We start from the raw sequence: 15,637 nt of genomic DNA, 5'->3' as shown, positions 1-15,637 counted from the left end.
GAGCGGCGGGCGGGTCGGCGGGGCGGGTCGGGTTCGCGGGCGTGCGCAGCCCGCTCTCAGCCGGTCGGCACGAGCGCGTACGTGGTGTCGAGGTACTCGTGGATGCCCTCGCGTCCGCCCTCGCGGCCGACCCCGGACTGCTTGACGCCGCCGAAGGGCGCCGCGGCGTTCGAGACGAGGCCGGTGTTGACGCCCAGCATGCCGGTCCGCAGGCGCCCGAGCAGGCGGTGCGCCGAGGCGAGGTCGGTCGTGAACAGGTAGGCGACGAGACCGTACGGGGTGTCGTTGGCGAGGGCGACCGCGTCGTCCTCGTCCGAGAAGGTCGTGATCGGGGCGACGGGGCCGAAGACCTCGTCGTGCAGGACGGCGGCGTCGCGGGGGACGTCTGCGAGCACGGTCGGGGCGAAGAACGATCCGGGGCCGTCGAGGGCAGTCCCCCCGACGACGACGCGGGCTCCGCGTCGGACCGCGTCGTCGACGAAGGCCGCGCACGATGCCACGGCGCGGTCGTGGATGAGCGGGCCGATGTCGACGCCGTCGTCGGTGCCCCGCCCGACGACGAGCGCCGAGACCCGCTCGGCGAGACGCCGGGTGAACTCGTCGGCGATCGACTCGTGCACGAGCAGCCGGTTGGCGGCCGTGCAGGCCTGCCCCGTGTTGCGGAACTTCGCGAGCATCGCGCCGTCGACCGCGGCGTCGAGGTCGGCGTCGGCCAGGACGATGAAGGGGGCGTTGCCGCCGAGCTCCATCGAGGTGCGCAGCACGTTCTCGGCGGCCTGGGCGAGCAGGACGCGGCCGACCGCGGTCGACCCGGTGAACGAGAGCTTCCGGAGGCGCGGGTCGGCCAGCAGCGGAGCGGTGACGCCCTTCGAGTCGGTCGTCGTCAGGACGGTCAGCACGCCGTCGGGCAGACCCGCCTCGGCGAGCAGCTCGGCGAACCGGATCGTCGTCAGCGGGGTCAGGTCGGCGGGCTTGATCACGACCGTGCAGCCCGCGGCGAGCGCCGGGGCGATCTTGCGGGTCGCCATGGCGAGCGGGAAGTTCCACGGCGTGATGAGGTAGCTGGGGCCCACGGGGCGGTGGGTGACGATCATGGTGCCCGTGCCCTCCGGGTTGGGGCCGAAGCGCCCGTCGATGCGGGCGGCCTCCTCGGAGAACCAGCGGAGGAACTCGCCGCCGTAGGTCACCTCTCCCCGGGCCTCCGCGAGCGGCTTGCCCATCTCCCGCGACATCAGGAGGGCGAACTCGTCGCGGCGCTCCATGAGCAGGTCGAAGGCTCGGCGGAGGATCTCGCCGCGCGCTCGTGGAGGGGTCGCGGCCCAGGCGTCCGCGGCGGCGACGGCCCGGTCGAGGGCGCGCACGGCGTTGGCCGGAGTCTGGTCGGGCACCCGGGCGAGCTCGTCTCCCGTGGCGGGGTCGTGGACGGCGAAGGTCGCCGCGCCTCCTGCGAGGGTGCTCATCGGTTCGCCGCCAGTGCCTCGGCGACGACGTCGAGGCCGTCCTGGAGCAGGTCGTCGCCGATGGTGAGCGGCGGGAGGAACCGGATGACGTTGCCGTGGGTGCCGCAGGTGAGCACGATGACGCCGTTGGCGTGGCAGTGCCCGGCGACGCGGCCGGTGAGCCCCGGGTCGGGTTCGCCGCTGAGGGGGTCGACGAGCTCGACGGCGATCATGGCGCCTCGGCCGCGGACGTCGCCGAGGCGCGGGTCGGAGGCCTGCAGCCGGTGCAGTCGGTCGAGCAGCAGCTCGCCGATGCGCTCGGCCCGCTCGACGAGGCCGTCGTTCTCGAACGAGTCGATGGCGGCGAGGGCGGCGGCGCAGGCGAGGGGGTTGCCGCCGTAGGTGCCGCCGAGGCCGCCGACGTGCGGGGCGTCCATCATCTCGGCGCGGCCGGTGACGGCCGACAGCGGGAGACCGCCCGCGATGCCCTTGGCGGTGACGACCAGGTCGGGGACGATCCCCTCGTGCTCGCTGGCGAACATCCGGCCCGTGCGGGCGAAGCCGGTCTGGACCTCGTCGGCGATGAAGACGACGTCGTTCGCGCGGCACCAGTCGACGAGGGCGGGGAGGAACCCCTCGGCGGGGACGATGAAGCCGCCCTCGCCCTGGATGGGCTCGATGACGACCGCGGCGAGCGAACCGGCGCCGATCTGCTTCTCGATCTGCGAGATGGCCCGGGCCGCCGCCTCGGGGCCGCTCAGCCCGCCGTCGCGATACGGGTACGACAGGGGCGCCCGGTAGATCTCGGGGGCGAAGGGGCCGAAGCCGGTCTTGTAGGGCATCGCCTTGGCGGTGAGCGCCATCGTGAGGTTGGTGCGGCCGTGGTAGGCGTGGTCGAAGGCGACGACGGCGGTCTTCCCGGTGTACGAGCGGGCGATCTTGATCGCGTTCTCGACGGCCTCGGCGCCGGTGTTGAACAGGGCGGTGCGCTTGTCGTGATCGCCGGGGGTGATGCGGTTCAGGGCCTCGCAGACCGCGACGTAGCCGTCGTACGCGGTGATCATGAAGCACGAGTGGGTGAAGCGCTGCACCTGCTCGACGACGGCGTCGACCACGGCGGGGGCGGAGTTGCCGACGCCGGTGACGGCGATGCCCGAGCCGAGGTCGATGAGGGTGTTGCCGTCGACGTCGGTGAGGACTCCCCCGCCGGCCGCCTCGGTGAAGACCGGGAGGCTGACGCCGACGCCGGCGGCCACGGCCTGCCGTTTGCGCTCCATGAGCTCGCGGCTGCGCGGGCCGGGGATCTCGGTGACGAGGCGCCGGCGCTGCTCGAGGCCGGGCCCGCCGCGCGGCGTGGTGACGGTGGTGGTGCTCATGCGGTGCTCCATTCGACTTGCGGCGACTCTAGGGAGGCGGGGCGCGCCTCCTGAACTGCCGATCCGTCGCAATTCGCCGTCCGAGCTGCCGGATCGGCACACCGGAGCGCTAACGTCGGGGCATGCGACCGACCGTGCGGGCCCTCGTCCGCGAGCAGGCCCTAGGCCTGCGACTGCTGGACCCGACCACCCGGCTCGACCTGCCCCTCTCGTGGGTGCACAGCTCGGACCTGCTCGACCCGTCGCCGTTCGTCGCCGAGTCGACGATGCTGCTGACCACCGGCACCCAGTTCGACGACGCCGCCGGGCCGCCCGACTACGACGCGTACGTCGAGCGCCTCGTCGTCGCGGGCGTGGTGGCCCTCGGCTTCGGCACCGAGGTGCGGCACCGCGGCACGCCCGTCGAGCTCGTCGTGGCCGCCTCGGCCCGTGGGGTGCCCGTCGTCGAGGTGCCGTACCGCACCCCGTTCATCGCCGTCGTCCGCTGGGCCGCCGACCTCATCGCCCAGGAGGCGCGGGCCAGGGATCTCTGGACGCTGCGGGCCCAGCGCGCCGTCTCGGTCGCGGCGATCGGCGAGGGCGGGCTCGAGGCGGTGCTGCGGGTGCTCGCCGAGCAGCTCTCGGGCGCGGTGCTGCTCTTCGGGTCGGACGGCGCTCGCCGGCACGCGGCGGCGCCCGACCGGAGCGGCCCCGCGCCGGAGGGGCCGCCCGCCGGAGCGATCGCGCCCGACGACCCGCGACGGGTCGACGACGAGGCCGTGCGCCTCCTGCGCCGGGGGGCGCGCGCGAGCAGCACGGTCGTGGGGCCCACCTCGGTGACGACGCTGCAGACGCTCGGCCGCCGCGACGAGCTGCGAGGCGTGCTCGCCGTCGTCACGAGCCGTGATCTCGACCTCGCGGCCCGGGCCGTCGTGACGAGCGTCGTGGCCCTCGCCGAGACCACCCTCGACCGCGACGCCGCCCGACTGCGCGGTCAGCGCGAGCTGTGGGCGCAGGTGTGGGCGCTGCTCGTGTCGGGACGCGTCGACGTCGCTCGGGCCATCACCCGCTCCGTGGGCGTCGGACTCGCGGACGGCCCCTCCGTCGTGGCCCTGATCGCGCCTCCCGAGCGCTCCGCCGCCCTCGCGATCGACGCCGTCGAGCGCGTCGCCGCCGGGCGCTCCGACGTCTTCGTCGCACCGCTCGGCGATCAGCTCGTCGTGCTGGCGACGCCCGGGGCCATCGACCTCGTCGCCCTGGCCGCGGCGCACGGCCTCCGGGTGGGCGTCTCGGACGTGGTCGGACACGACCGGCTGGCCGGGGCGCTCGGTCAGGCGCGACGGGCCCTCGCCCTCGCGCAGGCCGGGGCCGGCGCCCCCGGGGACGAGGAGGCGGTGGTCCCCTGGTCGCGCGTCGCCGCAGGCGGTCTCGTGGCCGCCCTCTGGACGGACGAGGCCGCGCGACTGGCCGACACGCGCCTGGCCCCCGTGCGCGCCCTCGACGACGGCGACGAGCTCCTCGCGTGCAGCCGGGTCTGGCTCGAGCACAACGGCGCCTGGGAGCCCGCCGCGCGGCAGCTCGGCCTGCACCGCCACAGCCTCCGCGCGAGGGTCGCGAAGGTCGAGCGCACGCTCGGCCTGTCGCTCGACGTATTCGCCGATCGGGCGGAACTCTGGGCGCTGCTGCAGGCGACCGGGTAGGAAAGTCTGATGAGCCTTGCATCGACACTCCTCCGCGTGACCATCGGCGGCCTCTTCGTGGGCCACGGCCTGCAGAAGCTGACGGGCGCCTTCGACGGCCCCGGGCTGGAGGGCACCGAGCAGATGATGGCCGGGACGGGCATGCACCCCGCCGCCCGCAACGCGCGTCTCGTCGCGATCTCCGAGACGGCCGGCGGAGCGGCTCTCGCGCTCGGCGCCGCGACTCCGCTCGCCGCGGCCAGCGTCGTCGCCACGATGGTCACGGCCGTCCGCAAGGTGCACGGCTCCAAGGGCCCCTGGAACACCTCCGGCGGCTTCGAGTACAACGCCGTGCTGATCGCCGCGGCCGCCGCCGTCGCCGCGGGCCCCGGCGGCCCCTCCGTCGACCAGGCCTTCGGCAGGAAGACCTGGGGCACGCCGGGTGCGCTGTTCGCCCTCGTCGCCGGGACGATCGGATCGTTCGTCGTGGTCGAGCTCGGCCGACGCGCCGCGCCCGACGCCTGACCCCGCCCCGCGCGACCGCCGAGGAGGCGCGGCGCGGCCTCCGACGGCGCCGCGGCTCTGTCGGTGGCGTCTGACAGCATGACGGCATGACCTCGACGAGCACCACGACCGACATCGACGCCGAAGCCCTCGAACTCCTCCGGGCGCTGACGGGTCGCGACGACGCGGTGTTCCACGACGGTCAGCTCGAGGCCATCAGGGCCCTCGTGGCCGACCGTCGCCGGGCCCTGGTCGTCCAGCGCACCGGATGGGGCAAGTCGGCGGTCTACTTCATCGCGACCCTGCTGCTGCGCCGTCGGGGCACGGGCCCGACGCTGCTCGTCTCTCCCCTGCTCGCGCTCATGCGCGATCAGGTCGCCGCCGCCGCGCGAGCCGGGGTCCGGGCCGTGGCGGTCAACTCCGCGAACGCGCACGAGTGGTCCGACGTGCAGCAGCAGCTCGTCGACGACGAGATCGACGTGCTGCTCGTCTCGCCCGAGCGACTCAACAACCCGCGCTTCCGCGACGAGCAGCTGCCGGTGCTCATCGCCCGCCTCGGCATGCTCGTCATCGACGAGGCCCACTGCATCTCCGACTGGGGCCACGACTTCCGCCCCGACTACCGGCGACTCGCCGATCTCATCCGCACCCTGCCCGCGGGGGTGCCCGTCCTCGCGACGACCGCTACGGCCAACGCCCGCGTCGTCGCCGACGTCGCCGAGCAGCTCGCGGTGGGGCCGGGCGACGACGTCCTGACCATCCGCGGCTCGCTGGCCCGCGCCTCCCTCCGGCTCGGCGTGCTGCAGCTGCCGACGTCGCGCGACCGGCTCGGCTGGCTCCTCAGTCACCTGGCCGACCTTCCGGGCAGCGGCATCATCTACACGCTCACCATCTCGGCGGCCGACGACACCGCCCGCCTGCTGCGCGAGGCCGGCCACGACGTCCGCTCGTACTCGGGCCGCACCGACCCCGAAGAGCGCGAGCAGCTCGAGCAGCGACTCAAAGACGACGACCTCAAGGCGCTCGTCGCCACGAGCGCACTCGGCATGGGCTTCGACAAGCCCGATCTCGGCTTCGTCGTCCACCTCGGCGCCCCCTCGTCACCCGTCGCGTACTACCAGCAGATCGGCCGCGCCGGTCGCGCGACCGACAACGCCGACGTGCTCCTGCTGCCCGGCGGTGAGGACGCCGAGATCTGGCAGTACTTCGCCACCGCGTCGATGCCTTCCGAGGCGCGGGCCTCGGCCGTGCTCGCCGAGCTCGGCGACACCCCGCTGTCGACGCCGGCGCTCGAGGCGCGGGTCGACGTCAAGCGCACCCCGCTCGAGCTGATGCTCAAGGTGCTCGACGTCGACGGGGCCGTGCGGCGCGTGCAGGGCGGCTGGGTGAGCACGGGGCGACCCTGGGTCTACGACGCCGAGCGCTACGACCGCATCGCCACCGCTCGGGTGGCCGAGCAGCAGTCGATGCTCGACTACCAGCACGCCACCACCTGCCGCATGCAGATGCTCCAGGTCGACCTCGACGATCCCGACGCGAAGCCGTGCGGTCGGTGCGACGTCTGCGCCGGCGCCTGGTACCCCACCGGCATCGACGGCGCCGCCGCGTCGTCCGCCTCGACCTCGCTCGACCGCGTCGGGGTCGAGATCGACCCTCGCGCGCAGTGGCCGACCGGCGCCGATCGCGCCGGCGTGCCCGTCAAGGGGAAGATCGCCGACGGCGAGCGCCTCGAGCAGGGTCGCGCTCTCGCCCGCCTGACCGACCTCGGCTGGGGCACGACGCTCCGCGAGGTGTTCGCCGTGTCAGCACCCGACGCTCCCCTCTCGAAGAACCTGCTCGACGGGGTGGTCCGCGTGCTCCGCGACTGGCCCTGGGCCGAACGTCCCGTCGGCGTGGTCGCCCTGCCGTCGACGTCGAGGCCCCTGCTGGTCGGATCGCTCGCCGAGGCGATCAGCACGGTCGGGCGGCTCCCCCTGCTCGGAACGCTGACGGCGACCCGGCCCTCGACCGGTCGGGGCCAGGGCGGCAACAGCGTCTACCGCCTGGCCGACGTGTGGCAGTCGTTCGAGGTCGGACCCGAGCTCGCCGCGGCGCTCGCCACGGTCGAGGGGCCCGTGCTGCTCGTCGACGACCTCGTCGACAGCCGCTGGACGATCACCGTCGCCGGTCGTGAGCTGCGGCGGGCCGGCGCCTCGGCGGTGCTGCCGTTCGCCCTGGCCGTCGTCGGCTAGCCGCGGCGCGCGACGCGCGACTCGCGACGCCCGACGCCCGGCTTCCAACACCCGGTTCCCGGCTCCCAGCGCCCCGATTCAGCGGCCGAAGCGCATGCCGTCGCGGGTGAGGCTGCTGAAGCGCATCGACAGCACGTCGCGCGGGTAGTTCTGGTGCATCCGCCACGGTGCCCGGACCCCCTGACGGGGCAGGAGGTGCCGACCCCGGGCGACGTAGCCGCTCGAGAGGTCGATGAGCGGCATCGTCCGCCCCTCCCGGGTCGGCGACGACGGCGCGGCCCACCGCCACCCCCGCCGGTCCATGTGCCGGAGCAGCCGCGAGAGGTACCGCCCGACGAGATCGATCTTCAGGGTCCACGAGGCGTTCGTGTACCCGATCGCGAACGCGAAGTTCGGCACATCGGCCAGCATGAACCCCTTGTACGTCAGCTTCGTCGCCGGGTCGACCGGCGCCCCGTCGACCGACAGCCGCATGCCGCCGAACAGCAGCAGGTTGAGCCCCGTCGCCGTGACGACGACGTCGGCGGGCACGACCCGCGCCTCCTGCCCGTCCCGCCCCTCGACCCGCACGCCCTCCGGCACGAAGCGCTCGACGCCGTCGGTGACGATCGACGCCGTTCCGGCCCGCAGCGCCGCGAACAGGGCTCCGTCGGGGGTGATGCACAGGCGCTGATCCCAGGGGTCGTACGACGGTTGGAAGTGCCGGTCGACGTCGAACCCCTCGGGCAGCCGCCGTTCGACGCCCGATCGGAGGAACGCCTTCATGCGGGCGGGCGATCGCCGACTCGCCTGATAGCTGAGCAGGGCCATGCCGATGCTCCGCCACCGGGTCAGCGCGTCGTCGATCCCCACCGGGAGCAGCCGCCGCCAGAGACGGGGCCGACGACGGCGGGACGGCAGCGACAGCACGTACGTCGGCGAGCGCTGCAGCATCGTGACGTGCTCGGCCCGCTCGGCGAGGGCCGGGACGAGCGTGATCGCGGTCGCGCCCGAGCCGATGACGACGACGCGTCGTCCGGTCACGTCGAGGTCGTCGGGCCAGTGCTGAGGGTGGACCACCCGGCCGGTGAAGTCGTCCTGCCCGGTGAAGACGGGGGTGTAGCCCTCGTCGTAGCGGTAGTAGCCCGAGCACGCGACGAGGACGCCGCAGGTCACGGTGACCCGGCGGGGCGCGGCCGGGCCGAGACGGTCGGTGGCGTCGACGGTCGCCGCGCGGTCGTCGACGCGCGCATCCGCTTCCGCCCGGTCGGCGGCCTCGACGTCGACGGTGACCGTCCAGAGCGCCTCGGCGCTCGACCAGTCGGCCGACACCACCCGGTGCCCGTAGCGGACGACGTCGGCGACGCCGGACTCGTCGGCCGTGTCGCGCACGTAGTCGCGGATCGCCTCGCCCGGGGCGATCGAGCGGCGATCGCGCCAGGGCCGGTCGGCGTAGCCCAGGGTGAACATGTCGCTGTCGGAGCGGACGCCCGGGTAGCGGAAGAGGTCCCAGGTGCCGCCCATCGCGTGTCGCGCCTCGACGACGGCGAGGGTCCGCCCGGGGAAGTCGCGCAGCAGTCGCGCCGCCATGCCGACCCCCGACAGGCCCGCGCCGACCACGAGCACGTCGACGTGCTCGGGCAGCGGGTCGCCCGCCGCGGTAGTGCGGGCCGAGGAGGCGGGTGTCGAGGCGGCGCGGGTCGTCCCGGTCACGGCACCAGCACGATCCGGATCGGGTCGCCCTCCTTGCGCTCGAGCATCTCGACCGCCCGGGCCGCGTCGGCCAGGGGGACGGTGGCGCTGACGGATCGCGAGAAGTCGAGTCGGCCCTGACCGGCGAGCGCCACGAGCGTGGTCACGTCGGCGGGCTCCGAGCCGTAGTGTCCGAGCACCTGCTGCTGCAGATAGCTGAAGCGCGTACCGTCGGCGACGGTGAGGGGCGCGTCGGTGAGGCCGACGAGCGTGAGTCGTCCGCGGTATCCGAGGCAGGCGATGGCCTGCTCGCGGACGGCGGGCGCCCCGGCGAAGTCGAAGGCGCGGGCGAGCCCCGCACCGTGGGTGGCCCGGCCCAGCTGCTCGGCGAAGGTCGGGTCGGCCGGGTCGAGGGCGAGGTCGGCGCCGAAGGCGAGTGCTCGTTCGCGGGCCCGGGGCAGCGGGTCGACGGCGATGATCGGGGCCGCCCCGACGAGCGAGAGCAGCTGCACGGCGTGGGCGCCGAGACCGCCGACGCCCCAGACGCCGACGGCGGTGCCGGGGCGGGTGCCGGCCGTGGTGGTGATCGCCGCCCATGGCGTCGAGACGGCGTCGGGGATGAAGCAGGCCTGCTCGAACGGCAGGTCGGCCGGCAGGGGGACGACGGTGTCGGCTCGCGCGACGGCGTGCTCGGCCCACCCCCCGTCGTAGTCGACGCCGCGGGTGAGCACGCGGCCGTCGTCCTCCTGACCGGCCTGCAGCAGCACGCGGTCGCCGACCGCGAGGTGGGCGACCCCGTCGCCGACCTGGTCGATGGTGCCCGCGACCTCATGGCCGAGGGTGACGGTGTCGCCCGGCAGGTGCAGCGGGGTCAGCGACCCCTGGATGAGATGGACGTCCGACAGGCAGACTCCGGCGGCGGCCACAGCGATGCGGACCTCTCCCGGTCCGGCGTCGGGGGTGGGGACCTCGACGACCTCGAAGCGGCGGGTGGTGACGGTCAGACGTCCGGCGAGCATGGTGGATCCGTTCTGCGGGCGGCGCTCTCGCGATCGTCGGTGATCCGAGGGCCCGCACCGCGCCTCCGGGGCGACGGTACGCCCGGTCCCCTGGCCGTGCCCCACGCACGGCCAGGGGACGTCTCAGCGTCGGGCGTCGGCCTCGACGGCGGCGGCGGAGGGCGCCTCGCCCGCCGCGGCGGCGTCGGCGACCGCGGGCCGGGAGGCGCCGTGCCCGTCGGCGTTCATCGTCGCCTCGTCGAACGGCGCCCCGCCCGAGAGGACGGTCTCGACGCGGTCCTTGTCGATCTGCTTCGTCCAGGTGCCGACGAGCACGGTGGCGACGGCGTTGCCGGTGAAGTTCGTGAGCGCGCGGGCCTCGGACATGAACCGGTCGATGCCCACGATGACGCCGACGCCGTCGACGAGGTCGGGACGATGAGCCTGGAGCCCGCCGGCGAGGGTCGCGATGCCGGCGCCGGTGACCCCGGCGGCGCCCTTCGAGGCGATCATCATGAACAGCAGCAGCGAGATCTGCTCGCCGACGCTGAGGGGCGTGCCCATCGCGTTGGCGATGAACAGCGACGCCATCGTCAGGTAGATCGCCGTGCCGTCGAGGTTGAACGAGTAGCCCGTGGGCACGGTGATGCCGACGACCGGCTTCGAGACGCCCAGGTGCTCCATCTTGGCGATGAGGCGGGGCAGCGCGACCTCGCTCGACGACGTCGAGACGATCAGCAGGTACTCGCGTCCGAGGTACTTCATCAGACGGAAGATGTTCACGCCGGTGGCGAGCTTCAGGAGCGTGCCGAGCACGACCGCGACGAACAGGATGCAGGTGATGTAGAAGGCGATCATCAGGGTGCCGAGGGCGACGATGGCGGCGACGCCGGTCTCGCCCACCACGGCGGCGATGGCCCCGAAGGCGCCGATCGGCGCGACCCACATGATCATGGCGAGGATGCGGAAGACCAGCACCTGCAGATTGCGGACCCCCTCGAGGATCGTCGCGCCGCGCGAGCCCATCCGCTGCAGGGCGAATCCGACGAGCAGGGCGACGAACAGCGTCTGGAGGATCGACCCCGACGTCAGCGACGAGACGAGCGTCTCGGGGATGATCCCGAGCAGGAATCCAGCCGTGCCGCCGGCCTCCTCCGACGCGGGGGCCTCGTACCCGGTCGAGCCGACCATGAGCCCCTCGCCCGGGTGCACCAGGTTGCCGACGACGAGGCCGATCGCCAGGGCGAAGGTCGACATCGCGATGAAGTAGCCGAGCGCCAGCCCGCCGACCTTGCCGACGGTCGCCGCCTTGGCGATCGAGCCGACGCCGAGCACGATCGTGCAGAAGATGACGGGGGCGATCATCATCGAGATGAGCGACACGAAGGCCGTGCCGATCGGCTTGAGCTGCACGGCGACGTCGGGGGCCACGAGGCCGACGAGGATGCCGGCCGCGACGGCGACGATCACCGCGATGTAGAGCCAGTGCGACCGGTCGATGCGGCGCCTGGTGCGGACGCCGCCCGTCGTCGTCGTGTCACCGGCGGCGGGCGTGCTGCCGCCCTTGTGCGTCCTAGCCATGGGGACTTCCTCGTTCTCATGTCCGGCGACGTCGTCGTCGACGGTCTGCGGAGTGCGTCCGGCGAGCATCGCCTGCGGCGGCGCGACCGTCGAGGTTCTGGTCATACTGGTCATGCGCAGCGCAGCGAGGAGCGACCCGATGACCCGACGCCACCCCCGGTGGAGCATCGCCGCGCGCCTGTTCGCGCTGCAGGTGGTCGTGATCGTGCTGATCGCGGCCCTCGCCGCCGTCTGGACGATCCGCACCGCGCGCACCGACGCGGACTCCTCGGCGGCCCGCGCGTGCCTCGCCCTCGCCACCGGCGTCGCCGACAACCCGTTCGTGCGGGACTCCCTGACGACGACCGACCCGAGCGCGCTGCTGCAGCCCTACGCCCTCGACCTGATGCGCGACACCTCGACCGACTTCGTCACCATCATGACGACCGACCGCACCCGCCTCACCCACCCCGACCCGGCCGAGATCGGCCGCCCCTTCGTCGGCACGATCGACCCCGCGCTCGAGGGCCGGTCGTTCACCGAGACCTACACGGGGACGCTCGGCCCCTCGGTGCGCGCCGTCGTGCCGGTCCGCTCGGCGGACGGCGAGATCGTGGCCCTCGTCTCCGCGGGCGTGACCGTCTCGGCCATCGCCGACACGCTCGAGGAGCGTCTGGCCCTCGTGCTCGTCGCGGCCGCGACCACCGTGCTGCTCGGCGCCGTCGCCTCGTGGCTGCTCAGCCGCTACCTCCGGCGCGTCACCCGCGGCCGCGGCCCCGAGGAGCTGGGGCGCCTCTTCGACTACTACGAGGGGGTCCTGCACTCGGTGCGCGAGGGGCTCCTGCTCGTCGACGACCGCGGGCGCCTGACGCTCTACAACGACCAGGCCGCCGAACTCCTCGGGCTGCCGCCGGGCGGGGTCGACCGGCCGATGCCCCTCGACGGGCTGGAGCTGCCGGACTCCCTCGCGCGCCTCCTCGTGGAGGGTCGACGGGCGGACGACGAGGTGCACGTCACCGACGACCGCGTGCTGGTCGTCAACCAGCAGCCCACCGGAGCAGAGAGCCCGGGAGGCGCGGGTCGCCCGGGCCCCGACCGCACGCTCGGGACGGTCACCACCCTCCGCGACCGCACCGAGCTGACCCACCTCGCCGGCGAGGTGGAGAGCATGCGGACCCTCGCCGACGCCCTGCGGTCGCAGACCCACGAGTTCTCGAACCGGCTGCACACGATCGTGTCGCTGATCGAGCTCGGACGCACCGACGAGGCGATGGCCTTCGCCGCCACCGGGCTCGACGTCGACCAGCGTCTCGCGGACAGCCTGATCCACTCCGTCGAGGAGCCGGCCCTCGCCGCGCTGCTGCTCGGCAAGACGGCCCAGTCGCGGGAACGCGGCGTCGACCTCGTGATCGACGTCGACCCGGGGCTCGGCGGCCTCGAGGTCGAGCCGCGCGACCTCGTCACCGTGCTGGGCAACCTCCTCGACAACGCCCTCGACGCCGCGGAGGCCACCGTGCGGGTGACCGCCTGGCGGGACGCGGACGGCGTCGTCTTCGAGGTCGCCGACGACGGACCGGGGCTCGGCGACGTCGAGCAGGCCTTCCGCCGCGGCTTCAGCACCAAGGAGGCCGGAAGCACCGGTCGCGGGGTCGGCCTCGCCCTCGTCCGCCAGGCGGTGTCGCGCGCCGGCGGAGGCATCACGGTGACCACGGGCGACGACGGGACCGTCTTCTCGGTGCGCTTCGCCGGCGCGGTGGACGCGGCCCCGCAGCCCCGGGCGGACCTCGGCGGGGGGCGGCGATGACCCGCGCCTCCTCGGGTCCGCCTCCGTCCGACGACGGCTCCGGCGACGGTCCCGGCTCCCACGACCGCTTCGGCTACGGGGCGCCCGGCGCCGACGTCGTGCGGGTGCTCGTGGTCGACGACGAACCGCTGACCGCCGAGGCGCACGCCGCCTACGTCGCCCGGGTCGACGGCTTCGCGCTGGCAGGCGTCGCGCACGACGGCCGGGCGGCGCTCGCCCGCCTCCGCGACGACCCGTCGATCGACCTCGTGCTGCTCGACATGAACCTGCCCGACACCCACGGGATCGCGCTCTGCCGCGCCCTGCGAACCGCGGGGTCGACCGTCGACGTGATCGCCGTGACGGCCGTCCGCGACGTGCAGGTCGTGCGGGCGGCCGTCTCGCTCGGCATCGTGCAGTACCTGATCAAGCCGTTCACGTACGCCGCCTTCGCCGACCGTCTCGGGGCGTACCGCACGTTCCGCGCGTCGCTGACCGTCGGCGACGGTCTCGTGACCCAGGGCGACGTCGACGCCGGGCTGGCGACCCTCCGGACGGCGACCTCGCCGACCCTCGGGAAGGGCCTCTCGCCCGCCACGCTCGATCGGGTCGTCGCGGTGGTGCGCGGTCGGCCCGACCCGTGGACGGCGGAGGCGCTGGCCGGGTCGGCGGGGGTCTCCCGCGTGACGGCGCGCCGCTACCTCGAGCACCTCGAGTCGGCGGGACTCGTGCGGCGGGAGCAGCTCTACGGCTCCCCCGGGCGGCCCGAGAGCACCTACCGGTGGCTCAGCGCACGGTGAACGAGTGCTCGTCCCAGCCCTCGGCGCCGTTCGGGGCGGGCGGCAGCTCGCGGTCGGACTGGGTGACGCCGTCGGCGCCGGTCGCGCGCACCCGCACGGTGTGATCACCCGAGGTGGCGTCCCACCGGTGCACCCACTGCACCCAGGTGTCGGCAGAGACGGACTCGGCCAGCTCGGCCGCGACCCAGTCGCCGTCGTCGATGCGCACCTCGACGCCCCGGACGCCCGTGTGGGGGTGCCAGGCCACCCCGGCGATCGGCACCCGACCCGGGTCGACCGTGGCGCCCGCCTTCGGGGTGTCGATGCGCGACTCGAGCTTCACCGGCCCGAGGGCGTCCCAGCCGCGGGGGGTCCAGTAGCCCTCGGTCACGGCGAAGCGGGTGACCTCGAGGTCGACGACCCACTTCGTGGCCGAGACGTAGCCGAACAGTCCGGGGACGACCATGCGGACCGGGAACCCGTGCTGCTGCGGCAGCGGCTCGCCGTTCATGCCCACGGCCAGCAGGGCGTCGGTGCCGTCGTCGACCAGCACGGAGAGCGGCGTGCCGGCGGTGAACCCGTCGCTGCTCGTCGACAGCACCATGTCGGCGCCGCTCTGCGGGCCGGCCCGTCGCAGCAGTTCGCGGATCGGGTACCCGAGCCACAGGGCGGTGCCGATCAGGTCGCCGCCGACCTCGTTCGAGACGCAGCTGAGGGTCGCGTGGTGCTCTTCGAGGGGCAGGGCGAGCAGCTCGTCGAACGTGATGACGACCTCGCGGTCGACGAGACCGTGGATGCGCAGACTCCACTCGGCCGGGTCGATCGAGGGGACCTGCAGGGCGGTGTCGATGCGGTAGAAGTCGGCGTTCGGCGTCACGTACGGCGTGATGCCGTCGATGTCGAGGGAGGCGCCGGCGGGCACCGCGGGCGCGGCCTGGGCCGGGGCGGGCAGGGTCAGGGCGTCGCGGAGGGCCCCGACGTTCGCCCGCGTGGCGTTGACGATGCGGGTGCCCGTGCCGACGACCACCGACGCCGCGCCCACGGCGATCGCCATGATCAGGAAGCCCCGGCGCTCGAGACCCGGGGTGCGCAGCGGCGGGGCCGGCACGGCGGCCGAGGCCCGCTGCGGCTCGGTGGACGCGACCCAGCGACGCAGCCGGGCCTGCAGGGCGGTCAGGACGACCAGTGCCACGACGGTCCCGACGGCCGTCGGAGCCCCGTCGAGCGACGAGCTGTCGGCCCGCGTCAGCACGGCCACGAGGGCGACGACCCCTCCGATGCCGAAGACGACCTTGCCGCCGGGCGGCCTGCGCCATTCGAGGAGGCCGGCACCCGCCGTGATGACGACGAGCAGCACGCCCATCAGCACGAAGAGCGCGACCTTGTCGCCCGTGCCGAACACCGACACCATGAGGTTCTTGACCGCCGCGGGGGCGAGGTCGATGGCCGCCGAGCCGACGCCGAAGAGGGGGCTGCCGCCGGCGCCCGTCACCCAGGCGGCGGCCTCGGCGGACGCGAGGAACGCGGCCACCGCGACGACGCCCGTGAGGGCGGCCCAGGCCGAGGAGGCGCGGGTCGTCATCCCGTCGTCGACCGGGCGGGGCGGGGACTCCAGGCGTACGGACATGCGCCCAGGGT

General features: G+C 74.1%; 11 protein-coding genes. 5 read left to right on the top strand and 6 right to left on the bottom strand.

Translation table 11 applies throughout. The features are described from left to right. Positions 1 to 56: 56 nt before the first annotated feature. Both ASF89_RS06840 and gabT read right to left on the bottom strand, forming a co-directional pair. Complete coding sequence (locus ASF89_RS06840; RefSeq protein ID WP_055813358.1) at positions 57 to 1,460, bottom strand: NAD-dependent succinate-semialdehyde dehydrogenase; 1,404 nt, start codon at positions 1,458 to 1,460, stop codon at positions 57 to 59. Then, entirely contained in the window at positions 1,457 to 2,815 is a 1,359-nt protein-coding gene (gene gabT / locus ASF89_RS06835) for a 4-aminobutyrate--2-oxoglutarate transaminase (protein ID WP_082489860.1), read from the bottom strand. The genes ASF89_RS06840 and gabT overlap by 4 nt, the downstream gene beginning before the upstream one ends. Positions 2,816 to 2,937: 122 nt before the next feature. Here gabT and ASF89_RS06830 point away from each other — a divergent pair, with 122 nt between their 5' ends. The 3 genes from ASF89_RS06830 to ASF89_RS06820 all read left to right on the top strand — a co-directional run bounded on the left by ASF89_RS06830 (position 2,938) and on the right by ASF89_RS06820 (position 7,208). Further along, entirely contained in the window at positions 2,938 to 4,494 is a 1,557-nt protein-coding gene (locus tag ASF89_RS06830; protein ID WP_055813351.1) for a PucR family transcriptional regulator, read from the top strand. A 9-nt stretch (positions 4,495 to 4,503) separates the two neighbouring features. After that, a complete protein-coding gene (locus ASF89_RS06825) occupies positions 4,504 to 4,998 on the top strand; it encodes a DoxX family protein (RefSeq protein WP_082475173.1) in 495 nt (164 codons plus the stop codon). Between the two features lie 86 nt (positions 4,999 to 5,084). Beyond that, positions 5,085 to 7,208, top strand: a complete 2,124-nt coding sequence (locus tag ASF89_RS06820) for an ATP-dependent DNA helicase RecQ (protein ID WP_055813349.1) — start codon at positions 5,085 to 5,087, stop codon at positions 7,206 to 7,208. Positions 7,209 to 7,286: 78 nt separating this feature from the next. On the opposite strand, the gene ASF89_RS06815 is transcribed toward ASF89_RS06820, so the two are convergent. The 3 genes from ASF89_RS06815 to ASF89_RS06805 all read right to left on the bottom strand — a co-directional run bounded on the left by ASF89_RS06815 (position 7,287) and on the right by ASF89_RS06805 (position 11,458). After that, positions 7,287 to 8,900, bottom strand: coding sequence for an NAD(P)/FAD-dependent oxidoreductase (locus ASF89_RS06815; protein WP_235484022.1), 1,614 nt, complete (start codon positions 8,898 to 8,900; stop codon positions 7,287 to 7,289). Next, positions 8,897 to 9,898 carry a zinc-binding dehydrogenase gene (locus ASF89_RS06810; RefSeq protein WP_055813345.1) on the bottom strand — a complete coding sequence of 334 codons (1,002 nt, stop codon included), beginning with the start codon at positions 9,896 to 9,898 and terminating at the stop codon, positions 8,897 to 8,899. Before ASF89_RS06810 ends, ASF89_RS06815 begins: the two co-directional genes overlap by 4 nt. Positions 9,899 to 10,021: 123 nt before the next feature. Beyond that, positions 10,022 to 11,458: a cation:dicarboxylate symporter family transporter gene (locus tag ASF89_RS06805; RefSeq protein ID WP_082489950.1), complete on the bottom strand. Its 1,437-nt coding sequence runs from the start codon at positions 11,456 to 11,458 to the stop codon at positions 10,022 to 10,024. A 139-nt stretch (positions 11,459 to 11,597) separates the two neighbouring features. Between ASF89_RS06805 and ASF89_RS06800 the strand changes: the two genes are divergently transcribed. After that, a complete protein-coding gene (locus ASF89_RS06800; protein ID WP_200937136.1) occupies positions 11,598 to 13,241 on the top strand; it encodes a sensor histidine kinase in 1,644 nt (547 codons plus the stop codon). Beyond that, a complete protein-coding gene (locus ASF89_RS06795; protein ID WP_082489858.1) occupies positions 13,238 to 14,020 on the top strand; it encodes a response regulator in 783 nt (260 codons plus the stop codon). Before ASF89_RS06800 ends, ASF89_RS06795 begins: the two co-directional genes overlap by 4 nt. On the opposite strand, the gene ASF89_RS06790 is transcribed toward ASF89_RS06795, so the two are convergent. After that, complete coding sequence (locus tag ASF89_RS06790; protein WP_369814540.1) at positions 14,007 to 15,626, bottom strand: molybdopterin-dependent oxidoreductase; 1,620 nt, start codon at positions 15,624 to 15,626, stop codon at positions 14,007 to 14,009. The two genes, ASF89_RS06795 and ASF89_RS06790, sit on opposite strands and share 14 nt — an antisense overlap. Between the last annotated feature and the right edge of the window lie 11 nt (positions 15,627 to 15,637).

The organism is Frigoribacterium sp. Leaf172, from assembly GCF_001424285.1.
Taxonomy (GTDB): Bacteria; Actinomycetota; Actinomycetes; order Actinomycetales; family Microbacteriaceae; genus Frigoribacterium.
Note: the sequence above shows the minus strand (reverse complement) of the source record. Positions and strands in the feature narration are given on the sequence as shown.